The 18,973-nt window shown below is 58.7% G+C and carries 22 protein-coding genes; 18 read left to right on the top strand and 4 right to left on the bottom strand.

The genetic code is table 11. The features are described from left to right. Nucleotides 1–58: 58 nt before the first annotated feature. The gene (locus ACRZ94_RS17155) at nt 59–814 is read left to right on the top strand and encodes a sulfite exporter TauE/SafE family protein (RefSeq protein ID WP_480797903.1); all 756 of its coding nucleotides are present in this window, start codon (nt 59–61) and stop codon (nt 812–814) included. On the opposite strand, the gene ACRZ94_RS17160 is transcribed toward ACRZ94_RS17155, so the two are convergent. Then, on the bottom strand, nt 811–1,110 hold the full coding sequence (locus ACRZ94_RS17160; RefSeq protein WP_480655442.1) for a hypothetical protein: 300 nt from the start codon (nt 1,108–1,110) through the stop codon (nt 811–813). The two genes, ACRZ94_RS17155 and ACRZ94_RS17160, sit on opposite strands and share 4 nt — an antisense overlap. Nucleotides 1,111–1,280: 170 nt before the next feature. Here ACRZ94_RS17160 and ACRZ94_RS17165 point away from each other — a divergent pair, with 170 nt between their 5' ends. From ACRZ94_RS17165 to ACRZ94_RS17210, 10 genes are all read left to right on the top strand, one after another. Continuing rightward, the gene (locus ACRZ94_RS17165) at nt 1,281–2,138 is read left to right on the top strand and encodes an HpcH/HpaI aldolase/citrate lyase family protein (RefSeq protein ID WP_480655440.1); all 858 of its coding nucleotides are present in this window, start codon (nt 1,281–1,283) and stop codon (nt 2,136–2,138) included. 6 nt (nt 2,139–2,144) lie between these two features. Further along, on the top strand, nt 2,145–2,699 hold the full coding sequence (locus ACRZ94_RS17170) for an NnrU family protein (protein WP_480797904.1): 555 nt from the start codon (nt 2,145–2,147) through the stop codon (nt 2,697–2,699). Between the two features lie 10 nt (nt 2,700–2,709). Beyond that, complete coding sequence (locus ACRZ94_RS17175; RefSeq protein WP_480655436.1) at nt 2,710–2,916, top strand: DUF1737 domain-containing protein; 207 nt, start codon at nt 2,710–2,712, stop codon at nt 2,914–2,916. Beyond that, nucleotides 2,916–3,944, top strand: coding sequence for a MaoC family dehydratase (locus ACRZ94_RS17180; RefSeq protein WP_480797905.1), 1,029 nt, complete (start codon nt 2,916–2,918; stop codon nt 3,942–3,944). Before ACRZ94_RS17175 ends, ACRZ94_RS17180 begins: the two co-directional genes overlap by 1 nt. A gap of 54 nt (nt 3,945–3,998) precedes the next feature. After that, a complete protein-coding gene (locus ACRZ94_RS17185) occupies nt 3,999–4,661 on the top strand; it encodes a DUF1194 domain-containing protein (protein WP_480655432.1) in 663 nt (220 codons plus the stop codon). Between the two features lie 213 nt (nt 4,662–4,874). Next, nucleotides 4,875–5,258, top strand: a complete 384-nt coding sequence (sdhC, locus tag ACRZ94_RS17190) for a succinate dehydrogenase, cytochrome b556 subunit (RefSeq protein ID WP_480655430.1) — start codon at nt 4,875–4,877, stop codon at nt 5,256–5,258. A 10-nt stretch (nt 5,259–5,268) separates the two neighbouring features. After that, entirely contained in the window at nt 5,269–5,640 is a 372-nt protein-coding gene (locus tag ACRZ94_RS17195; protein WP_480655428.1) for a succinate dehydrogenase, hydrophobic membrane anchor protein, read from the top strand. 25 nt (nt 5,641–5,665) lie between these two features. After that, on the top strand, nt 5,666–7,474 hold the full coding sequence (gene sdhA, locus ACRZ94_RS17200) for a succinate dehydrogenase flavoprotein subunit (RefSeq protein ID WP_480797906.1): 1,809 nt from the start codon (nt 5,666–5,668) through the stop codon (nt 7,472–7,474). A 12-nt stretch (nt 7,475–7,486) separates the two neighbouring features. Then, nucleotides 7,487–8,266, top strand: a complete 780-nt coding sequence (locus tag ACRZ94_RS17205) for a succinate dehydrogenase iron-sulfur subunit (RefSeq protein ID WP_480797907.1) — start codon at nt 7,487–7,489, stop codon at nt 8,264–8,266. Nucleotides 8,267–8,400: 134 nt separating this feature from the next. Beyond that, nucleotides 8,401–8,550, top strand: coding sequence for a hypothetical protein (locus tag ACRZ94_RS17210; RefSeq protein ID WP_480655422.1), 150 nt, complete (start codon nt 8,401–8,403; stop codon nt 8,548–8,550). 253 nt (nt 8,551–8,803) lie between these two features. On the opposite strand, the gene deoD is transcribed toward ACRZ94_RS17210, so the two are convergent. The 3 genes from deoD to ACRZ94_RS17225 form a co-directional block, all read right to left on the bottom strand. Continuing rightward, a complete protein-coding gene (gene deoD / locus ACRZ94_RS17215; RefSeq protein WP_480797908.1) occupies nt 8,804–9,517 on the bottom strand; it encodes a purine-nucleoside phosphorylase in 714 nt (237 codons plus the stop codon). Nucleotides 9,518–9,533: 16 nt separating this feature from the next. Further along, the gene (locus ACRZ94_RS17220) at nt 9,534–9,851 is read right to left on the bottom strand and encodes an H-NS histone family protein (RefSeq protein WP_480655418.1); all 318 of its coding nucleotides are present in this window, start codon (nt 9,849–9,851) and stop codon (nt 9,534–9,536) included. 98 nt (nt 9,852–9,949) lie between these two features. Continuing rightward, nucleotides 9,950–11,917 carry a methylmalonyl-CoA mutase family protein gene (locus ACRZ94_RS17225; RefSeq protein WP_480797909.1) on the bottom strand — a complete coding sequence of 656 codons (1,968 nt, stop codon included), beginning with the start codon at nt 11,915–11,917 and terminating at the stop codon, nt 9,950–9,952. Nucleotides 11,918–12,061: 144 nt separating this feature from the next. On the opposite strand from ACRZ94_RS17225, the gene ACRZ94_RS17230 reads away from it, so the two are divergent. The 7 genes from ACRZ94_RS17230 to ACRZ94_RS17260 all read left to right on the top strand — a co-directional run bounded on the left by ACRZ94_RS17230 (nt 12,062) and on the right by ACRZ94_RS17260 (nt 18,973). Beyond that, complete coding sequence (locus ACRZ94_RS17230) at nt 12,062–13,450, top strand: 1-acyl-sn-glycerol-3-phosphate acyltransferase (RefSeq protein ID WP_480655414.1); 1,389 nt, start codon at nt 12,062–12,064, stop codon at nt 13,448–13,450. Nucleotides 13,451–13,561: 111 nt separating this feature from the next. Continuing rightward, nucleotides 13,562–14,848: a crotonyl-CoA carboxylase/reductase gene (gene ccrA / locus ACRZ94_RS17235; RefSeq protein WP_480655412.1), complete on the top strand. Its 1,287-nt coding sequence runs from the start codon at nt 13,562–13,564 to the stop codon at nt 14,846–14,848. A gap of 207 nt (nt 14,849–15,055) precedes the next feature. Further along, a complete protein-coding gene (locus ACRZ94_RS17240) occupies nt 15,056–15,274 on the top strand; it encodes a hypothetical protein (protein ID WP_480655410.1) in 219 nt (72 codons plus the stop codon). After that, nucleotides 15,213–15,932 (top strand): helix-turn-helix transcriptional regulator, encoded by a 720-nt coding sequence (locus tag ACRZ94_RS17245; protein WP_480655409.1) that lies wholly within the window; start codon nt 15,213–15,215, stop codon nt 15,930–15,932. Before ACRZ94_RS17240 ends, ACRZ94_RS17245 begins: the two co-directional genes overlap by 62 nt. Nucleotides 15,933–16,016: 84 nt before the next feature. After that, nucleotides 16,017–16,655, top strand: a complete 639-nt coding sequence (locus ACRZ94_RS17250; RefSeq protein ID WP_480797910.1) for an acyl-homoserine-lactone synthase — start codon at nt 16,017–16,019, stop codon at nt 16,653–16,655. A gap of 60 nt (nt 16,656–16,715) precedes the next feature. Continuing rightward, nucleotides 16,716–18,248, top strand: coding sequence for an ATP-dependent DNA helicase (locus tag ACRZ94_RS17255; protein ID WP_480797911.1), 1,533 nt, complete (start codon nt 16,716–16,718; stop codon nt 18,246–18,248). After that, nucleotides 18,245–18,973, top strand: coding sequence for an SDR family oxidoreductase (locus tag ACRZ94_RS17260; protein WP_480797912.1), 729 nt, complete (start codon nt 18,245–18,247; stop codon nt 18,971–18,973). The genes ACRZ94_RS17255 and ACRZ94_RS17260 overlap by 4 nt, the downstream gene beginning before the upstream one ends.

Consider the following 18,973-nt stretch of genomic DNA (forward strand, 5'->3'; position numbering starts at 1 on the left):
CCGACGCCTGCTGGTTGCGCTAAACGACCTGTCAGACAAGCCTATTTTGGATCGCCGCATGTTCGAGATGAATTTTATGTTTTTCGCTGTGGCGATTCCGGCGGTGATCTTTGCCGGGATATCGAAGGGCGGTTTTGGATCGGGCGTGGCCTTTGCATCGTCGTCGATTCTGGCGCTGATCCTGACGCCCGGACAGGCGCTGGCGCTGATGCTGCCGATATTGATGGTGATCGACGTCGCCACACTGAAACCCTATTGGAAACGCTGGAGCTGGCCGGATTCGCGCCTGCTGATCCTGGGCGCTGTGCCCGGTATTGCGTTGGGCGCGTGGCTGTACCGTGCCACCGATGATGACCTTTTGCGCCTATTGATCGGGGGAATCTCGGTCGGGTTCGTGATCTGGCACGTAGCTCAAAGCGAGGGGCTGATCCGTGGCTTTGCCAACCGTTTGCCGCCACCTGCCGGTCTGTTTGCCGGTCTGGTCGCGGGTTTCACCAGCTTTGTCAGCCATGCCGGTGGTCCACCCGCCGCCGTCTATCTGCTGTCACAGCGCCTGACGAAGACCGAGTTTCAGGCCAGCACCGTACTGGTCTTTTGGGTCATCAATGCGGTGAAATTCGTGCCGTTTGCCTATCTCGGCTTGTTCACCTGGCACACGGCGCTGGCGGATCTTTTGCTGGCACCCTTTGCTATCCTGGGCGCCTGGTTGGGCGTTCGGGCGCATTTCATGCTGTCCGAGCGCCTGTTTTTTGGCATTGCCTATGTTCTGCTGACCATCACCGGCAGTAAGCTGATCTGGGATGCGCTGACTTAGGTGTTGGGGGGCAGCGCTTCGGCCGTCGTCTCATAGGCCTGACCCGTGGCGATCAGGCAAGTCGTGCCATCGGGCAGCGTTACTGTGATCGTCCAGCTGCCTGTCTGATCCGATGCAAAGACCTCCATCACAGCGCCTTGCCGGGCAATGCCGATGCCGCGACGTGTTTCGCCATAGGTTTCGGCCAGCCGTTTGATCACATCATCACGCGGGGCACAGGTGCGGGCCTGCACCTGCCCGGCGGCCAGAACCATGATGCCAAGGCCCATCGTCATCTTGAAAAGCGTCTTCTTCATCGGTCACCCCTTTCGATTCTATCTGGTAAGCAGGGTGGGGTCGTGTGACCGAAATTTGGTTAAACCGCCGCACGTTGCGTCACTTATGCTGCGTTGCGGCAATTTTGCCCTTGAACTTTCCGATAAAAAATGGCCCCTTCTGCGCAACAATCTTTCAAAGGGAGAGGCCAGTGGACATCCGTCAGCGCCCCTATCGTTCCGTTCTATACATCCCCGGCTCGCGTGACCGGGCGCTGGACAAGGCGCGGAGCTTGCCTGTGGATGCGATCATCTTCGACCTTGAGGATGCGGTGGCTGCTGATGAAAAACCCAAAGCGCGTGAGACGCTCAGGGCGGCTCTGGCTGCCGGTGGGTACGGCTCGCGGGTCAAGATCGTGCGGATCAACGGGCTGGATACCGAATGGGGCCGCGCCGATGCCGAAGCGGTGCGGGATATGGATGCTGATGTGGTTCTGCTGCCCAAAGTGAGCTCGGCGGCGGATGTGGATGCACTGGCGGCGATAACCGGTGACATGCCGATCTGGGCAATGATGGAGACGCCACGCGGCATGCTGAACGCGGCCGAGATCGCAGCCCATCCCCTGATGGCTGGCTTTGTCATGGGCACCAACGATTTGGCCAAAGAATTGCAGACCCGCTTTCGCCCCGACCGGCTGCCGATGATGACCTCGCTGGGCCTGTGCCTGCTGGCCGCCAAGGCGGAAGGGCTGATCATTGTCGATGGGGTCTACAACGCATTCAAGGATGGCGAAGGGCTGGCAGCGGAATGCGAGCAGGGCCGCGATATGGGCTTTGACGGCAAGACACTGATCCACCCGGCGCAGGTCGACATCACCAACGCGGCCTTCGCGCCTTCTGAGACCGAGATCGATCTGGCCCGCCGCCAGATCGCCGCCTTTGAAGAGGTTGAATCCCAAGGCCAGGGTGTCGCTGTCGTAGATGGCAAGATTGTTGAAAATCTGCATGTTGTAACAGCCCGCGAAATTCTGGCAAAAGCTGAGGCGATAGTAGCTTTGCAAGCGGGGTAAGCCAGCATGGGCTTTGTTCTTCTGATCCTTGGGGTGGCGCTTTGGGCGGCCGCCCATCTTTTCAAACGTCTGATGCCCGCGCAACGCGCGGCGATGGGCGATGGCGGCAAGGGCGCGGTGGCGCTGGCGCTTGTTGCGGCGATTCTGTTGATGATCTTCGGCTATCGCATGACCGATTTCATCTATGTCTGGGCGCCGCCAACCTTCCTGATCCACGTCAACAACCTGTTGGTTCTGATCGCCATCTTCCTGATGAGCCCAGCAGGCAAGAAAGGCCGTCTGCTGAACAAGCTGCGCCATCCGATGCTGGGCGGGTTCAAGCTGTGGGCGTTTGCGCATTTGCTGGTGAATGGCGATCTGGCCTCGATCATCCTGTTTGGCGGCCTGCTGGCCTGGGCGGTTGTCGAGGTCATCGTGATCAACAAATCTGAGCCTGACTGGACACCGGCGGAACCCGGAACGTACGGCAAGGATGCGATGTTCTTTGTGGCGTCAATCGTGTTGTTGGGCGTGATTGGCTATATTCACGGGCTGGTTGGCCCGTCACCGTTTGGATCGTAAGGAAAACACCATGGCGAAACTCTATCGCTTGCTGACCGAGGAAGACACCTCTGCCTTCTGTCACAAGGTCACGGACGCGCTGGCCAAAGGGTGGGAGCTGTATGGCGATCCCTCCTATGCCTTTGACACGGCCAACAACGTGATGCGCTGCGCGCAGGCCGTCACCAAAGAGGTTGCGGCCGACTATTCCCCCGACATGAAGCTGGGACAGCAATAATGGCAAAAACCAATCCGGGTAACTTTTTCGAGGATTATTCCGTCGGGCAGATCCTGCACCACGCGGTGCCGCGTACCGTGACCGATGGCGAGCGGGCGCTGTATCATGCGCTGTATCCGGCGCGACATGCGCTTTATTCCTCGGATGAGTTCGCCCGGAATTGCGGTTTGCCGCAAAGCCCGATTGACGATCTGGCGGCGTTCCACGTGGTATTTGGCAAGACGGTTCCCGATATCTCGCTGAACGCCGTTGCCAATCTGGGCTATGCCGAGGGGCGCTGGCTGAAGCCGGTCTATTCCGATGACACGCTGCGGTCTGAATCCGAGGTGATCGGGGTCAAGCAGAACTCGAACGGGAAAACCGGCGTGGTCTGGGTGCGTACGCGCGGCCTGAACCAGCATGGCGAGGTGGTCATCGAGTATGTGCGCTGGGTGATGGTGCGCAAATCGAACATCGACGCCCCCGCGCCCGAGGCCGTGGTGCCGGATCTGAAACAGGTGCTGACGGTTGACGATCTGGTGGTGCCCGAGGGGCTGGATTTCGCGGCCTATGATTTCGTTCAATCTGGCGAGGCCCATCGTTGGGGCGATTATGAGATCGGCGAGACCATCGACCATGTCGACGGTGTGACAGTGGAAGAGGCCGAACATATGCTGGCCACGCGCCTCTGGCAGAACACCGCCAAGGTGCATTTCGATCTGACCTTCCGCCCCGAGGGTCGCTTGATCTATGGCGGGCATGTGATCTCGATGGCGCGGGCCTTGTCGTTCAACGGCCTGGCCAACGCGCAGATGATCGTCGGTCTGAACGGGGGCGCGCATGCCAACCCGTGTTTTGCGGGCGATACGATCAAGGCGTGGTCCGAGGTTCTGGATAAGGCCGAAACCTGTGTTCCCGGCGTGGGGGCCATTCGACTGCGGCTGGTGGCCACCAAGGGCGGCGCGCCGTTTGAGCTGAAGGGCGACGATGGCCGCTACAAACCAGAGGTTCTGCTGGACCTCGACTATTGGGCGCTGATGCCAATCTGACCGGACGCACATTCATTTGATCGCAGGCGCCATCATTCGTGCTAGGTTGCGCCTATGGTCCTGTTTCGCTCAGTCGCTGCTTGCCTGTTGCTGACGCCCCCTGCGCTGGCGTGTGATCTTGCGTTGGCGCTGGCTGTGGATGTCTCGGGTTCCGTCGACTCATCCGAATACCGGATACAAATGGACGGTTTGGCAGAAGGTCTGCGTGACCCGCTGGTGTCCGAGGCGCTGGTGCGCGGGCAGGCGCAGTTGATGTTGGTGCAATGGACCGGAGCCTCGCGCCAGAAGGTGACAATTCCCTGGACCCGAATCGACAGTTTCGACACGCTGGAACGTTTCGCGGTTCAGGTCGCCGAAGACCCAAGGGTCTGGCGCAACTTTTCAACTGCGATTGGTGAGGCGCTTGAGATGACGCTGGCCAGCTTTGATGACGTGTCCAACTGCAAACGTCATCTGATCGACATTTCGGGCGATGGCGTATCGAATGAAGGGGTTGAACCGACCGAGATACATGGTCTCTTGCGCACGCATGGTGTGACGGTGAATGCCATCGCCATCGAAGAAAGCGAACCGGACCTGACCGCCTATTTCTTTGAGAACGTGATTGTGGGCGAAGGGGCCTTTGTCGTCTCGGCCGCGGGCTTTGCGGATTACCCCGAGCGTATCCGCAAGAAGTTGCTGCGCGAAGTTGTGGAGCAATCAGCCTCTTTGGACTGAGCGGTTAAGATTCGTGATCACAAAGGCTGCGATATGTAGACGCTAACATTGATTACATAGAATTAGTTTCGTGATCACAGTGCCATTTTGTGTGATCACAAATTCCGGATTTCTGCAGTTTTGCACTCGTTTTACGTGTTTTTGCGCATGCAGCACGTGACAGATTGGCAAAAACGGGTAAAACGTCTGGTAGCCAACGAAAGAGGAGCCGACATGGCCGATGTCAATCGGGGCAACCGCCCGCTCTCGCCACACATAATGATCTACCGCCCGCAGATGACGTCTCTGTCTTCGATCATGGTGCGTATCAGCGGGATCGGAGTGTTCGCTGTTGCAATTCTGGTCGTCTGGTGGCTGCTTGCCGCGTCGACATCCGAAAGCGCCTTTGGCGGGATCGATGCTTTCCTGCGCAGCTGGTTCGGCGACCTTCTCCTGACCGCCGCGACTTGGGGCTTGTGGTATCACACGCTGGGCCGTTTGCGCCACGTCATCTGGGATTTCGGCTATTGCCTGGATGTCAAAATCGCCGAGAAACTGGGGCTGGGCATGTTCGTTGGCGCGACTGTCCTGACCCTGATCACCGTGATTGCGGTTTAAGGAGGCGACGATGCGATATCTGACAGACCGCAAACGCGCGCAGGGGCTGGGCGCAGGGAAATCCGGAACACACACCCACTGGCAGGTCATGGTGCGGGCCATGGTTCTGACCGTATTGGTGCCGATCTTTATTTTCACCTTTGGTGCAGGCATTGGCGGCAGCTATGACGAGGTCATAGCCTATTTCAGCCGTCCGTTCCCGGCGATTGTCACAGCCCTGATGCTGGTCGTTGGGTTGCTGCAGCTTATGTACGAAGCGCAGGAAGCAATCGAAGATTACGTTCATGGTGTGATGGAGAAAATCTCGATCGCGGCAGTGTATGCGCTTGGCTACACACTGATGGCTGCCGGGCTGTTCGCCCTGGTCAAACTGGCCCTGTGACAAAGCGCGGTAAGGATTAAGAACGATGACAGCAGCATATGAATATGAAACCCACGAATACGACGTCGTTGTCGTAGGCGCAGGTGGTGCCGGTCTGCGGGCAACGCTGGGTATGGCGGAACAAGGTCTGCGCACGGCCTGTGTCACCAAGGTTTTCCCGACCCGTTCGCACACGGTGGCGGCGCAGGGCGGCATCGCGGCGTCCCTGTCGAACATGGGCCCCGACCACTGGCAATGGCACATGTACGATACCGTCAAAGGCTCGGACTGGCTGGGTGACACCGATGCGATGGAATACCTCGCACGCGAAGCTCCCAAAGCGGTTTATGAGCTGGAGCACTATGGTGTGCCCTTCAGCCGGACCGAAGAGGGCAAAATCTATCAGCGCCCCTTTGGCGGCCACACGACCGAGTTTGGCGAAGGCCCTGCCGTGCAGCGTACCTGTGCCGCCGCCGACCGGACCGGCCACGCGATCCTGCACACGCTGTACGGTCAGTCGCTGAAGAACAACGCTGAGTTCTACATCGAATACTTCGCCATAGACCTGATCATGTCCGAGGATGGCCAGTGTCAGGGCGTCGTCTGCTGGAAGCTGGACGACGGTACGATGCACGTCTTCAACGCCAAGATGGTGGTGCTGGCGACCGGTGGTTACGGTCGGGCCTATTTCTCGGCCACGTCGGCCCATACCTGTACCGGCGATGGTGGCGGCATGGTGGCCCGCGCGGGTCTGGCCTTGCAGGATATGGAGTTCGTTCAGTTCCACCCGACCGGCATCTACGGCTCGGGCTGTCTGATCACCGAAGGTGCACGGGGCGAGGGTGGTTACCTGACCAACTCGGAAGGTGAACGGTTTATGGAGCGCTATGCGCCCCAATACAAGGACCTCGCGCCCCGTGACTATGTCTCGCGTTCAATGACCATGGAAATCCGCGAAGGTCGCGGCCATGGCGACAATGGCGACCACATCCACCTGAACCTCAGCCATCTGCCCGCCGAAGCGCTAGCCGAGCGTCTGCCAGGCATCTCGGAATCAGCGCGCGTCTTTGCAGGCGTCGATGTGACCAAGGAACCGATCCCGGTTCTGCCGACCGTGCACTATAACATGGGCGGCATCCCGACGAACTATTGGGGTGAGGTTCTGAACCCGACCGCCGATAACCCAACTGCCGTTGTCCCTGGCCTGATGGCGGTGGGTGAGGCCGGTTGCGCCTCGGTTCATGGGGCGAACCGGCTGGGCTCGAACTCGTTGATCGATCTCGTGGTCTTTGGCCGCGCGGCTGCGATCCGGGCGGGTGAGGTTGTTGACGCGAAAGCGCCGAACCCGGTTCTGAACCAGGCGTCGGTGGACAAGGCATTTGACCGTTTCGACGAAGTGCGCAACGCAAGCGGAACAATCCCGACCGCCGATCTACGGCTTGAGATGCAGCGCACGATGCAGGAAGACGCGGCCGTGTTCCGGACCGCCAAGACCATGGCCGAAGGCGTCGAGAAGATGACCGCAATCGCAGCCAAGATGGACGATCTGAAGGTCACAGACCGTTCGCTGGTCTGGAACAGCGACCTGATGGAATCGCTGGAACTGACCAACCTGATGCCAAGCGCTCTGGCCACCATTGTCGGTGCCGAGGCGCGCAAGGAATCCCGCGGCGCCCACGCGCATGAGGATTTCACCGAGCGAGACGACGAAAACTGGCGTGTCCACACCGTCAGCCGCGTCGAAGGCAACAAGGTTGAGCTTAGCTATCGCCCGGTCATCACCGATCCGCTGACGACTGAAACCGAAGGCGGCATCAGCCTCAAGAAAATCGCGCCCAAGGCGCGGACGTTCTAAGGAGAGGAACTTATGGTACAACTGACCCTCCCCAAGAATTCGCGCATCACGACCGGCAAAACCTGGCCCAAGCCGGACGGTGCGAAAAATGTGCGGAAATTCCAGATTTACCGCTGGAACCCGGAAGATGGAAAAAACCCACAGCTCGATACTTATTTCGTCGATATGGACAGCTGCGGCCCGATGGTTCTGGACGCGCTGATCAAGATCAAGAACGAGATTGATCCGACCCTGACCTTCCGCCGGTCCTGCCGAGAAGGCATCTGCGGGTCCTGCGCGATGAATATCGACGGGATCAACACGCTGGCCTGTATCTATGGCATGGATGAGATCAAGGGCGACGTGAAAATCTATCCGCTGCCGCATATGCCGGTGGTCAAAGACCTGATCCCCGACCTGACCCATTTCTATGCGCAGCATGCATCGATCATGCCATGGCTGGAGACCAAGACCAACCGCCCGGCAAAGGAATGGAAGCAGTCCATCGAAGACCGCAAGAAGCTGGACGGTCTGTATGAATGCGTGATGTGCGCCAGCTGCTCGACCTCGTGCCCGAGCTATTGGTGGAATGGCGACCGCTATCTTGGGCCCGCCGCGTTGCTGCATGCGTATCGCTGGATCATTGACAGCCGCGATGAAGCGACAGGCGAGCGTTTGGATGAGCTGGAAGACCCGTTCAAACTGTATCGCTGCCACACGATCATGAACTGCGCCAAGACCTGCCCCAAGGGGCTGAACCCGGCCAAGGCGATTGCCGAGATCAAGAAGATGATGATCGAACGCGCGGTCTAAGCGCGGCAGAAACTGCACTTGCCGTATTGCGGCAAGTGCATGGCAAGATTGCAAAATCATGCAATGTAACCGCCCCTGTTCAGGTCTATCCTATGTTCAGGGAGGAGTGATAAAACCGAAACGGGATCGCTCCGATGCAAGAAAACCACTCAGAAAAGAACACCAAAGCAGCCGAAGCCCTGGCCTTGTTGGAACAGGCGTGGGCCTACTATACGCCAGAGGCCGTTTATGTTTCCCAAGAGCAGCACGAACCTGAACTGTTCGAATACGCAAACGCCGCCTGACGCTTGAATTTACGCAGAGATTGGGCAATGCATAAGCATGCCCATTCTGTTGCTCCTGTTGGCTGCTGGTGTGTTCGCCTATTTCGTGTGGCGGTCACACACGACCACTTTGACGCGTGATTGCCGATGGCGGCAGCATCGTAAGGAAGGCGTTTGGATTTGCGCCTATTGTGGGGCGCAGCAAGAGGGCGTGGATACGCCCACTGCCTGTTTGAAAGGGCAGTAAACAAGGTGTTCCCTGCCCTGTTGTTGTCTATGCGGCGTCGGGAAAAGCGGCCTGCAGGGCAATCTCGACCATGTCGCCAAAGCTGCTTTCGCGTTCCGACGATGGCAATGCCTCACCGGTCAGCAGATGATCGGATACGGTCAGAACGGCCAGAGCCCGGCAGTTGTGACGTGCGGCCAGAATGTACAGCTCGGCAGCTTCCATCTCGACCCCCAGAATGCCGTGCCGCACCATCTGTTCGTTCAGATCGGGGCGTTCATCATAGAAGACGTCCGACGAATAGATGCCACCCACATGAGTCGGCGTGCCCTTGGCTTCGGCGGCCTTGGCGGCGGCTTGCAGCAGGCCCCAATCGGCGCAGGGGGCAAAGTTCAGCTCTTTCAGGATGCCGCGAGACGGCGTGCTGAGCGTTGTCGACGTCATCGCCAAGATCACGTCGCGGATTTTGACGCTGTCCTGCATTCCCCCGCAGGACCCGATACGGATCAAGGTTTTTGCGCCGAAATCGCGGATCAACTCATTGGCGTAAATCGACAGGGATGGCATGCCCATACCGCTGCCCTGAATGGTGACGGGATTGCCTTTCCAGGTTCCGGTATAGCCCAACATGCCACGTACATTGTTGACCAGTTTGGCATTCTCTAGAAATGTCTCAGCCGCCCATTTCGCCCGATATGGATCACCCGGCATTAAAACGGTTTCAGCAATTTCGCCTTTTTCGGCTCCGATATGAATTGTCATTTCGCGTCCAATTCCGTCAGATTTCCAAATCCGTAATTTCCGCACCGGCCTTTAAGGCGTCATGCACCCATTGCGGTTTGCGTCCGCGGCCCGACCACGTTTGGTTTGGGTCCGCCGGGTTTTTGTATTTGGCTTTCGACTTTGCACCCTTGATTGGTTTTGCGGCGTCCTCAGACAGTTCTGAGAGAGAAAAACCAAATTCCGCCGCCGCTTTTTCGGCAGCTTTCAGCGCTTCTTTGCGCTCGCGTTTTTCTGCGCTTTTCAGTGCAATTTCTACCTTGTCGCGCAATTCCAAAAGCTCTTTGCGCGACAGGTTTTCAAGGTTGATTGCCATTTCGATTTCTCTCTATCCCGATAATTGCCCAATGCATTACCAGAACGGTAAATATCGATCTTTATCCCAATGGCAATAGAGCTGCGGAAAAGCAGACGCTATTCAGCGGCAATATTCTGCGGGTCCGCCAGGGTCACGATATCGCCCATGATTGCGTTCAGCTCAAAATTCTTGGGGGTATAGATTTTCGACACGCCCATGGATTTCAGCTTTGCAGCGTCTTCGTCGGGAATGATGCCGCCGACCACGACCGGGATGTCGTGCAACCCTGCGCTGTGCAGTCTGGCCATGACATCCTCAACCAAGGGGATATGGCTGCCGGACAGGATCGACAGGCCAATCACATGGGCCTTGTCCTCAATCGCGGCGGCCACGATTTCTTCGGGCGTCAGGCGAATGCCCTCATAGCTGATATCCATGCCGCAATCGCGGGCGCGGAAGGCGATCTGTTCTGCACCATTGGAATGGCCGTCCAGACCGGGTTTGCCCACCAGGAATTTCAGACGGCGGCCCAGCTTGTCGCTGACGGCATCCACTGAGGCGCGCAAATCCTCCAGCCCTTCGGTCTTGTTCGAGACCGAGCCCGACACGCCGGTTGGCCCACGATAGGTGCCGTAGACTTTGCGCATTTCCTCGGCCCATTCGCCGGTGGTGACGCCCGCCTTGGCGGCGGCGATGGAGGGCTCCATCACATTTGCGCCGGTCTGTGCCGCGTTACGCAAGGCGGCCAGCGCGGCGGTAACGGCTGCGTCATCACGCTCGGCCCGCCATTCGTTCAGGCGCGCGATCTGCTCCTGCTCCACCGCGGGATCGACCACCATGATGCCGCCATCTTCGGTCTGCAGGGGTGAAGGCTCGCCTTCGGTCCATTTGTTCACACCGACCACAACGGTTTCATTGCGTTCAATCCGGTTCAGACGTTCGGCGTTCGAATCCACAAGCCGGGACTTCATGTATTCGATCGAGGCCACGGCACCGCCCATCGCATCCAGATTTGCCAGTTCAGCGCGCGCGCCCTCTTTCAACTCTTCGACCTTGGCGTCCACGGCGGGGTTGCCATCGAACAGATCGCCATATTCCAGCAGGTCGGTCTCATAGGCCAAAATCTGCTGCATCCGCATGGACCATTGCTGATCCCAGGGGCGCGGCAGGCCAAGCGCTTCGTTCCAGGCCGGCAATTGCACCGCACGGGCACGCGCCTTTTTCGACAGCGTGACGGCCAACATCTCGATCAGGATACGATAGACGTTGTTTTCCGGCTGCTGCTCGGTCAGACCCAAGGAGTTCACCTGAACCCCATAGCGGAACCTGCGGAACTTGGGGTTTTCGACGCCATAGCGGTCTTGCAGGATCTCGTCCCACAAATCGACAAAGGCGCGCATCTTGCACATCTCGGTGACGAACCGGATGCCTGCGTTCACGAAAAACGAAATCCGACCGCAAAGCGCCGGAAAATCTTCGGCGGGAACGCGGGGGCGCAGTTCGTCCAGCACGGCGATGGCGGTGGCCAGCGCATAGGCCAGTTCCTGTTCCGGTGTCGCGCCCGCTTCTTGCAGGTGATAGGAACACACGTTCATCGGGTTCCATTTCGGCACGTTGGTATAGCAATACTCGGCCACATCCGCGATCATCTTGAGCGATGGTTTTGGCGGACAGACATAGGTGCCGCGGCTCAGGTATTCCTTGATCAGGTCGTTCTGCACCGTGCCCTGCAGTTTCGAGACATCCGCGCCCTGTTCCTCGGCCACCGCGATATACAGCGCCAGCAGCCACGGCGCCGTCGCGTTGATCGTCATCGAGGTGTTCATCTGTTCCAGCGGGATTTGGTCGAACAGAACCCGCATGTCGCCCAGATGGCTGATCGGCACGCCCACCTTGCCGACCTCGCCACGTGCCAGCGTGTGGTCGCTGTCATACCCCGTCTGTGTCGGCAGGTCGAAAGCCACCGAAAGACCCGTCTGCCCCTTGGCGAGATTTCCCCGATACAGCGCGTTCGACGCCTTCGCGGTGGAGTGACCGGCATAGGTTCGGATGAGCCAGGGGCGATCTTTCTGCGTCTGCGTCATAGCGGGGCCTCACGTATCGATCGGGTAAGAAAATTACTCACGATGCTTCTAAATCGTAATTTTCATCCCGTGTCAATTCGCTGCGGCGCGGCATCTTGTGTTCTTCGGATTGTGGGGCGTTCCGTTTGCTGGCAGGGTGTGCGCATGACTCAGACCGTGGAACTTCCGCTTTGGCTTTTTTTGCTGATCCTGGTGTTTGCCGCGGTCACGTTGGCCTCGCATTTTCTATTTCCGTCGGTGCGTTGGTTCTTTCGTCGCCGCCTTGAAAGGGCGGTCAGACGCTTGAACAAGCGGCTGCAACGCCCGATTCAACCGTTCAAGCTGGCGGAACGTCACGACATGATTCAACGGTTGATCTATGACCCGCAGGTCAGCCACGCAGTACAGGATTTTGCCCGCGAAGAACGGGTGCCCGAAGCGGTCGCCTTTGAAACCGCGCGCCGTTACGCGCGCGAGATTGTGCCGTCTTTTTCCGCCGTGGCCTATTTCAGCATCGCCATTCGGGTGGCCCGGATGCTGAGCAATGCGTTCTATAACGTGCGCCTTAGTTACGTCGACGAACAGGCGGTCAAAGACATAGACCCTGATGCGACGGTTGTGTTCGTGATGAATCATCGCAGCAATATGGACTACGTGCTAGTCACCTATCTGGCGGCGCAGCAATCGGCACTGTCCTACGCGGTGGGCGAGTGGGCGCGTGTCTGGCCGCTGAGCCGTTTGATCCGCGCCATGGGGGCATATTTTATCCGGCGCAAATCCGGCAGCGAGTTATACCGGCAGGTCCTTGCATGTTATGTGCGCCACGCGACCGAGGCCGGGGTGACTCAGGCCATTTTTCCCGAAGGTGGGCTAAGCCTGACCGGCGCGCTGGGCAGGCCAAAACTGGGGCTGCTGAAATACCTGATCGATGCGACGGGCCCGGATGGGCGGGATGTGGTCTTTGTTCCGGTGGCGCTGAATTACGACCGCGTGCTTGAGGATACGATCCTGACCAAAGCTGCGCTGGGCAATGAGCGCCGGTTCCGCGCCCGTATCGGGGTGATCACTTGGTGGATTCTGAAACAGATCGGGCGTCGGCTGGTAGGCCGGTACCAGCGCTTTGGTGTGGCCTCGGTTCGCTATGGGCGTCCTGTATCCCTGCGGGAATTCCGGATCGATCACGAAGAAAACCTGATGACCGATCTGGCGCGGGACTTGATGGCCGGTATCGGCGTGGCGCTTCCGCTGGCCCCGATCCCCGTCGCCTGTTGGCTCGTGCGCGAAAAGGGAGAGGTTGCCGAAAGCGATGCCATTGAGTGGATTGATCAGCTTTTGCGACGCGACGGAGCGTCCGAGCCTGTGGACCGCCCCATGATCGAGGCTGGCCTGCAACAATTGGTCGATCGCGGCATCCTGACACGCGCGGATGGAAAAATATCCTCGTCAGGTCAACGGCTTGATCTGCTGAACTACTACGCGGCCTCGGCTTCGCTGGACGCAAATGGCAGTCTTTCTGCGCTTGCAAAGGATTTTTCTGCATCCGCTGGGTCATAAAATTACAAAAACTATCCGAATAATGTTGCATTATTTCTCAATGACCAATATCTCAACGGTTAGGTCATGCGATTCTGCATCGCGGCAATAGTTTGATTAAGGGAGGCCAAAATGGCTCTGGACACCGAAAGCGGCATTGCGTCCTACGAGGCACCGGAAAAAGACCTCTATGAAATGGGCGAAATCCCTCCGATGGGATTTGTGCCAAAGAAAATGTACGCGTGGGCGATTCGCCGGGAGCGCCACGGCGAGCCTGACACAGCCATGCAGTTGGAAGTGGTTGACGTGCCTAAGCTGGACAGCCACGAAGTGCTGGTTCTGGTGATGGCGGCGGGTGTGAATTATAATGGCGTCTGGGCGTCACTGGGCAAACCGATCAGCCCGTTCGACGGCCATGGGCAGCCCTTCCACATTGCGGGTTCCGACGCCTCGGGCATCGTTTGGGCCGTTGGCGAAAAGGTCAAACGCTGGAAAGTGGGGGACGAAGTTGTCATCCATTGCAACCAGGATGATGGCGACGACGAGGCTTGCAACGGCGGTGACCCGATGTATTCCGACAGCCAGCGGATTTGGGGTTATGAGACGCCGGACGGGTCTTTTGCGCAGTTCACCAATGTTCAGGCGCAGCAGCTTATGCCGCGCCCCAAACATCTGACCTGGGAAGAAAGCGCCTGCTATACGCTGACGCTGGCCACTGCGTATCGGATGCTGTTCGGGCACGAGCCGCATGACCTGAAACCCGGTCAGAACGTTCTGGTCTGGGGTGCGTCGGGCGGTCTTGGTTCGTATGCGATCCAGTTGATCAATACGGCCGGTGCAAATGCAATCGGTGTGATCTCGGACGAAAGCAAGCGGGACTTTGTCATGGGGCTGGGCGCCAAGGGCGTGCTGAACCGCAAGGACTTCAATTGCTGGGGCCAATTGCCCACGGTGAACACACCCGAATATGCCGAGTGGTTCAAAGAGGCCCGCAAATTCGGCAAGGCGATCTGGGACATCACCGGCAAAGGCGTGAATGTCGACATGGTGTTCGAGCACCCGGGCGAAAGCACCTTCCCGGTGTCGACCTTCGTGGTGAAAAAAGGCGGTATGGTTGTGATCTGCGCCGGCACCACCGGCTATAACCTGACCTTCGATGTGCGGTATATGTGGATGCACCAGAAGCGCCTGCAGGGATCGCACTTTGCGCATCTGAAACAGGCATCGGCCGCAAACCAGTTGATGGTCGAGCGCCGGTTGGACCCCTGCATGTCCGAGGTGTTCACATGGCAGGACCTGCCCGAAGCGCATATGAAAATGATGCGCAATGAGCATAAACCGGGCAACATGTCTGTTCTGGTTCAGGCGCCGCGCACCGGAATGCGGACTTTGGAAGAGGTTCTAGACGCCCGCGGTTGAGCGGTATGAAAAAAACATTAACAACGCCTGCGAATCGAGGAATCGGTTCGTGGGCGTTTTCTGTTTTGAGTAAAGTGTTTTAATTGTAACGACTTACATAAAGATCACTCCCTTTTTTTGGGGAGTAGAAACCAGTGAATAGCCCAAAAAACCTTACACATGTTATGGTTGTGTTAACCCTTCGTTAACCGTTTCGGGGAGAGGCTGATGGCGCAAAATGATTGGATACTGGACGTGTTGTCGGACCTCAACGCCTTTGCTGTTGAGAACGGTTTGACCGCGCTTGCGGAGCAGCTGGATGACACCAAGCTGATCGCTGCCGCCGAGATTGCGTCCAAAAAGACCGAGGTACGGACGCCGGCGGATGGGAATAAAACTGGATATGGGCCAAGTCCTCGAGGACTTGGAAAACACCAGCACGCTTGAAGAGCTTAGCAATGTCGCCATCCGCCTGCGGGATAGGCTGAAGGTCGAGCATCTGATCTATCACTGGGTTGATGGTGCCGGGGATCAGTACGGGTATACAACCTATCCCGACGCCTGGGCGGAACGCTATATCGAAAAGAATTACCACCGCATTGACCCGGTTATTCTGGGATGCTTTCAGCGGTTTCATCCGGTTGATTGGAAATCCCTGGATTGGTCCAGCAAAGTGGCCAAGGCTTTTTTGCAGGACGCGCAGAGCCATGGGGTCGGAAACCAGGGCTATTCGATTCCGATCCGTGGACCCAATGGGCAGTTTGCCCTCTTCACCGTGAACCATTCATGCGACGATGAAACATGGTATCGGTTCATCGAACGCCACGGGCGTGAGTTGATCCTCATTGCCCATTACTTCAATCGCAAAGCGTTGGAGTTTGAACGAGACCGGCAACCCGACGCCCCCCGCAACCTGTCGCCGCGTGAGGTGGACGCGATGACCTTGCTGGCCTTGGGCTATAGCCGCGCGCAGGTCGCCCATTCGCTGTCAATCTCCGAGCATACATTGCGGGTCTATATCGAAAGCGCCCGTGCCAAGCTTGGGGCGCAGAACACCACCCATGCCATCGCCACGGCGCTCAGCCGGGGATTAATAGTGGTTTAACGGGCGCACGCTCTCAGAACCGGAAATTAACCATGACTTTGTACCCCCTTCGTTCCTGCACAGGACGACAAGGGGAAAAAAGTCATGTTGCGTTATTTATATGCTGATGAACTGCATAAATTTCCGGATCTGGCCAGGGGCATGTTCCTTGACCGCGCCGATCAGTTCAAAACCCGGTTGGGTTGGGACGTGAACGTCAATGAAGATGGGGAAGAGCGGGATAAATACGACGATCTGAACCCGCTTTATGTCATCTGGGAAGAAGAGGATGGCAGCCATGGCGGCTCGATGCGGGTCTTGCCGACCACGGGCCCGGTGATGGTGAACGAAGTGTTTGGCCATCTGACGGGCGGTGAGCCGATTTGCAGCCCGCTGATCTGGGAGGTGACGCGGTTCTGCCTGTCCCGCACAGCCAGCCCGCATACGGCGGGGGCCATCATGCTCAGCGGGGGTGAGATGATGGAGGGGTTCGGTCTGACCCATATTGCGGGCGTATTTGATGCGCGCATGATTCGGATCTATCGCCTGATCGGGTCTTCGCCTGTGGTGCTGGGCACGCAGGGGCAAGGTCGCGACCAGATTTCGGTGGGTCTGTGGCCCTATTCCGCAGATGACTGCAACCGTGTGGCCGAACGCGCTGGCATCCAGCGCGAGCTGTCCCGGCTGTGGTTCAAGACCGCGTTTGGCACCGGCAGGCAGCATCGGTTTGCCCTGTCGGCGTAAGCGGTCGAAAAGCCAAAACCCTCTCTGGTGATAGCTGGCGCGGCCCTGTAGGGTCGCGCCATGACGACGCCTCCCGTAACCTTTTCCGAAGACCAGGCTGCCGCCTACGACAGCATCGCCGAGATGCTGCGCTCGGCCGGTGTTGATCTGGACGATGATGCCCTTTTGAAACTGCCGGGCGCTGGGAAATCCGGCGTTATGGCGGTGATTGGCAAGGCGGGGTCCGGCAAAACCCTTTTGCTGGCCGAGCTTTACAAGGCGTTGGCCGAAACCGGGGTGCAAATCGTTTCGGGCGATTTCGAAAGCCGCAAGGCCAAGGAAAAGCGCAGCCTTGCCATTCTGGCCCCCACGAACAAGGCCGCCAGCGTGTTGCGCCTGCGCGGTGTTCCGGCAACGACAATCCACCGCATCCTCTACACTCCGGTCTATGACCCGGAATATGAACGCATTGCCGAGTGGCTGGCGGGCAATGACGAACGACCCGAGATCGAAGGGCTGACCGACGAGGCCCTGGATCGGGCGGCGGCGTTTTATGCGAACAACAAGTCCATTCCGGGCGCATTGGCCGCCGCCGGACTGAGGGGGTCGGACTTCATTACCGGCTGGAAACGCCGGGATGAGCCCTTGGACATTGGGTTCGTGGACGAAGCCTCGATGCTGGACGACCGGCAGTTCGAGGACCTGCAAGAGATTTTCCCGACCCTTCTGCTGTTTGGCGACCCGGCGCAGTTGGCCCCTGTCAATCAGTCGGGCAGCATGGTGTTCGAGGCGTTGCCCGAGCCGCGCAAACAGATCCTGCACCGGGTGCACCGGCAGGATGCGGACAATCCGATTCTGGACCTTGCCCATGCGCTGGCCGACCCGCAGATGGGGTTCGAGGATTTCGAACGTCTGATCGAACAAACCGCCCGTCAGGACGACCGCGTGGTCTGGGGCCAAAGGGTTGAGGTTGACCTGATGGCCCGCAGTCCGGTTCTGGTCTGGCGCAATGCCACGCGCATCCGGCTGATCCAGGCCTTCCGCCATGTGCACGGCGCGCCGGATACCGAACTGCTTGAGGGCGAGCCGCTGATCTGCGACGGGATCGAGCTGCCGCTGAAGCACCGCAAGAAACGGCTGGACCTTGAGGCGCGCGGGCTGATCAAGGGGGCGCAGGTGATCTATCTGGGGCCGGGGCGCAAGCCGGGGTTTTCGCGCCTGCACGTCATGGGTGCCGAAGACCCGCAGGTCAGCGCCGCCTCGATCGTCAAGATCGAGATGCCGGACGAAGAAGAACCGTTTATTCCTTATGCAGCGCGGATGGGCGCAACCTTTCTGCACGGTGCGGCGGTGACCATTCACAAGGCGCAGGGGTCCCAATGGGACACGGTACAGGTCTTTGCCCCCGATATTTACGCCGCTGCCCGCATGGGCCGGACTGAGGCAGGGCAGCCGCTGTGGAAACGGTTGGCCTATGTGGCCATTACCCGCGCGCAGGAGCGGCTGATCTGGGTGGTGCGCAACCGTCTGGCCAAGCCCACCCATCCGCTGCGCGTCGATGACCTGCGCGCCGTCCCCGCCGCATCGCTGACCCTGGAGGCCGAAGAGACATGACAACGATCATCGTAACCGGAGCAAGTTCGGGCATCGGCAAGGCCACGGCCGAGCTGTTTCTGGATCAGGGCTGGACGGTGGGCCTGTTGGCCCGCAGCGCCGACAAGCTGCAGCAAATGGCCGAGGGGCACGACAAGGCGATCCCTCTGGTTGCGGATGTGACTGACCCTCAGGCGGTTCAGGCGGCGTTCGCGGCGTTTCAGGACAAGACCGGGCGGCTGGATGTGCTGTTCAACAACGCTGGTATTTTCGCGCCCGGCGGCACCATTGACGAAATCACGCTTGAGGACTGGTATCAAAGCGTCAACGTGAACCTGAATGGCATGTTCCTAAGCGCGCGTGAGGCGTTTCGGATCATGCGCCACCAATCCCCGCAGGGCGGGCGCATCATCAACAATGGCTCAATCGCTGCGCATGTACCTCGTCCAAAATCGGCGCATTACTCGGCCACGAAACATGCGATTACCGGCCTGACCCGCAGCCTGTCTCTGGATGGGCGTGAGTTTGGGATTGCCTGCGGTCAGATCGACATCGGGAATGCGCGCACGCCCATGGTGCAGGAGCTGGTCGAAAACACCATCGCCGCTGGGCAAACGCCCGACCCGACCATGGCGGTTGAGGACGCCGCGCGCTCGGTGTTGCATATGGCGACATTGCCGCCCGAGGCCAATGTGCAGTTCATGACCGTGATGGCCACGACGATGCCCTATATTGGTCGGGGCTAA

This window comes from Ruegeria sp. CH10 (genome assembly GCF_056537125.1).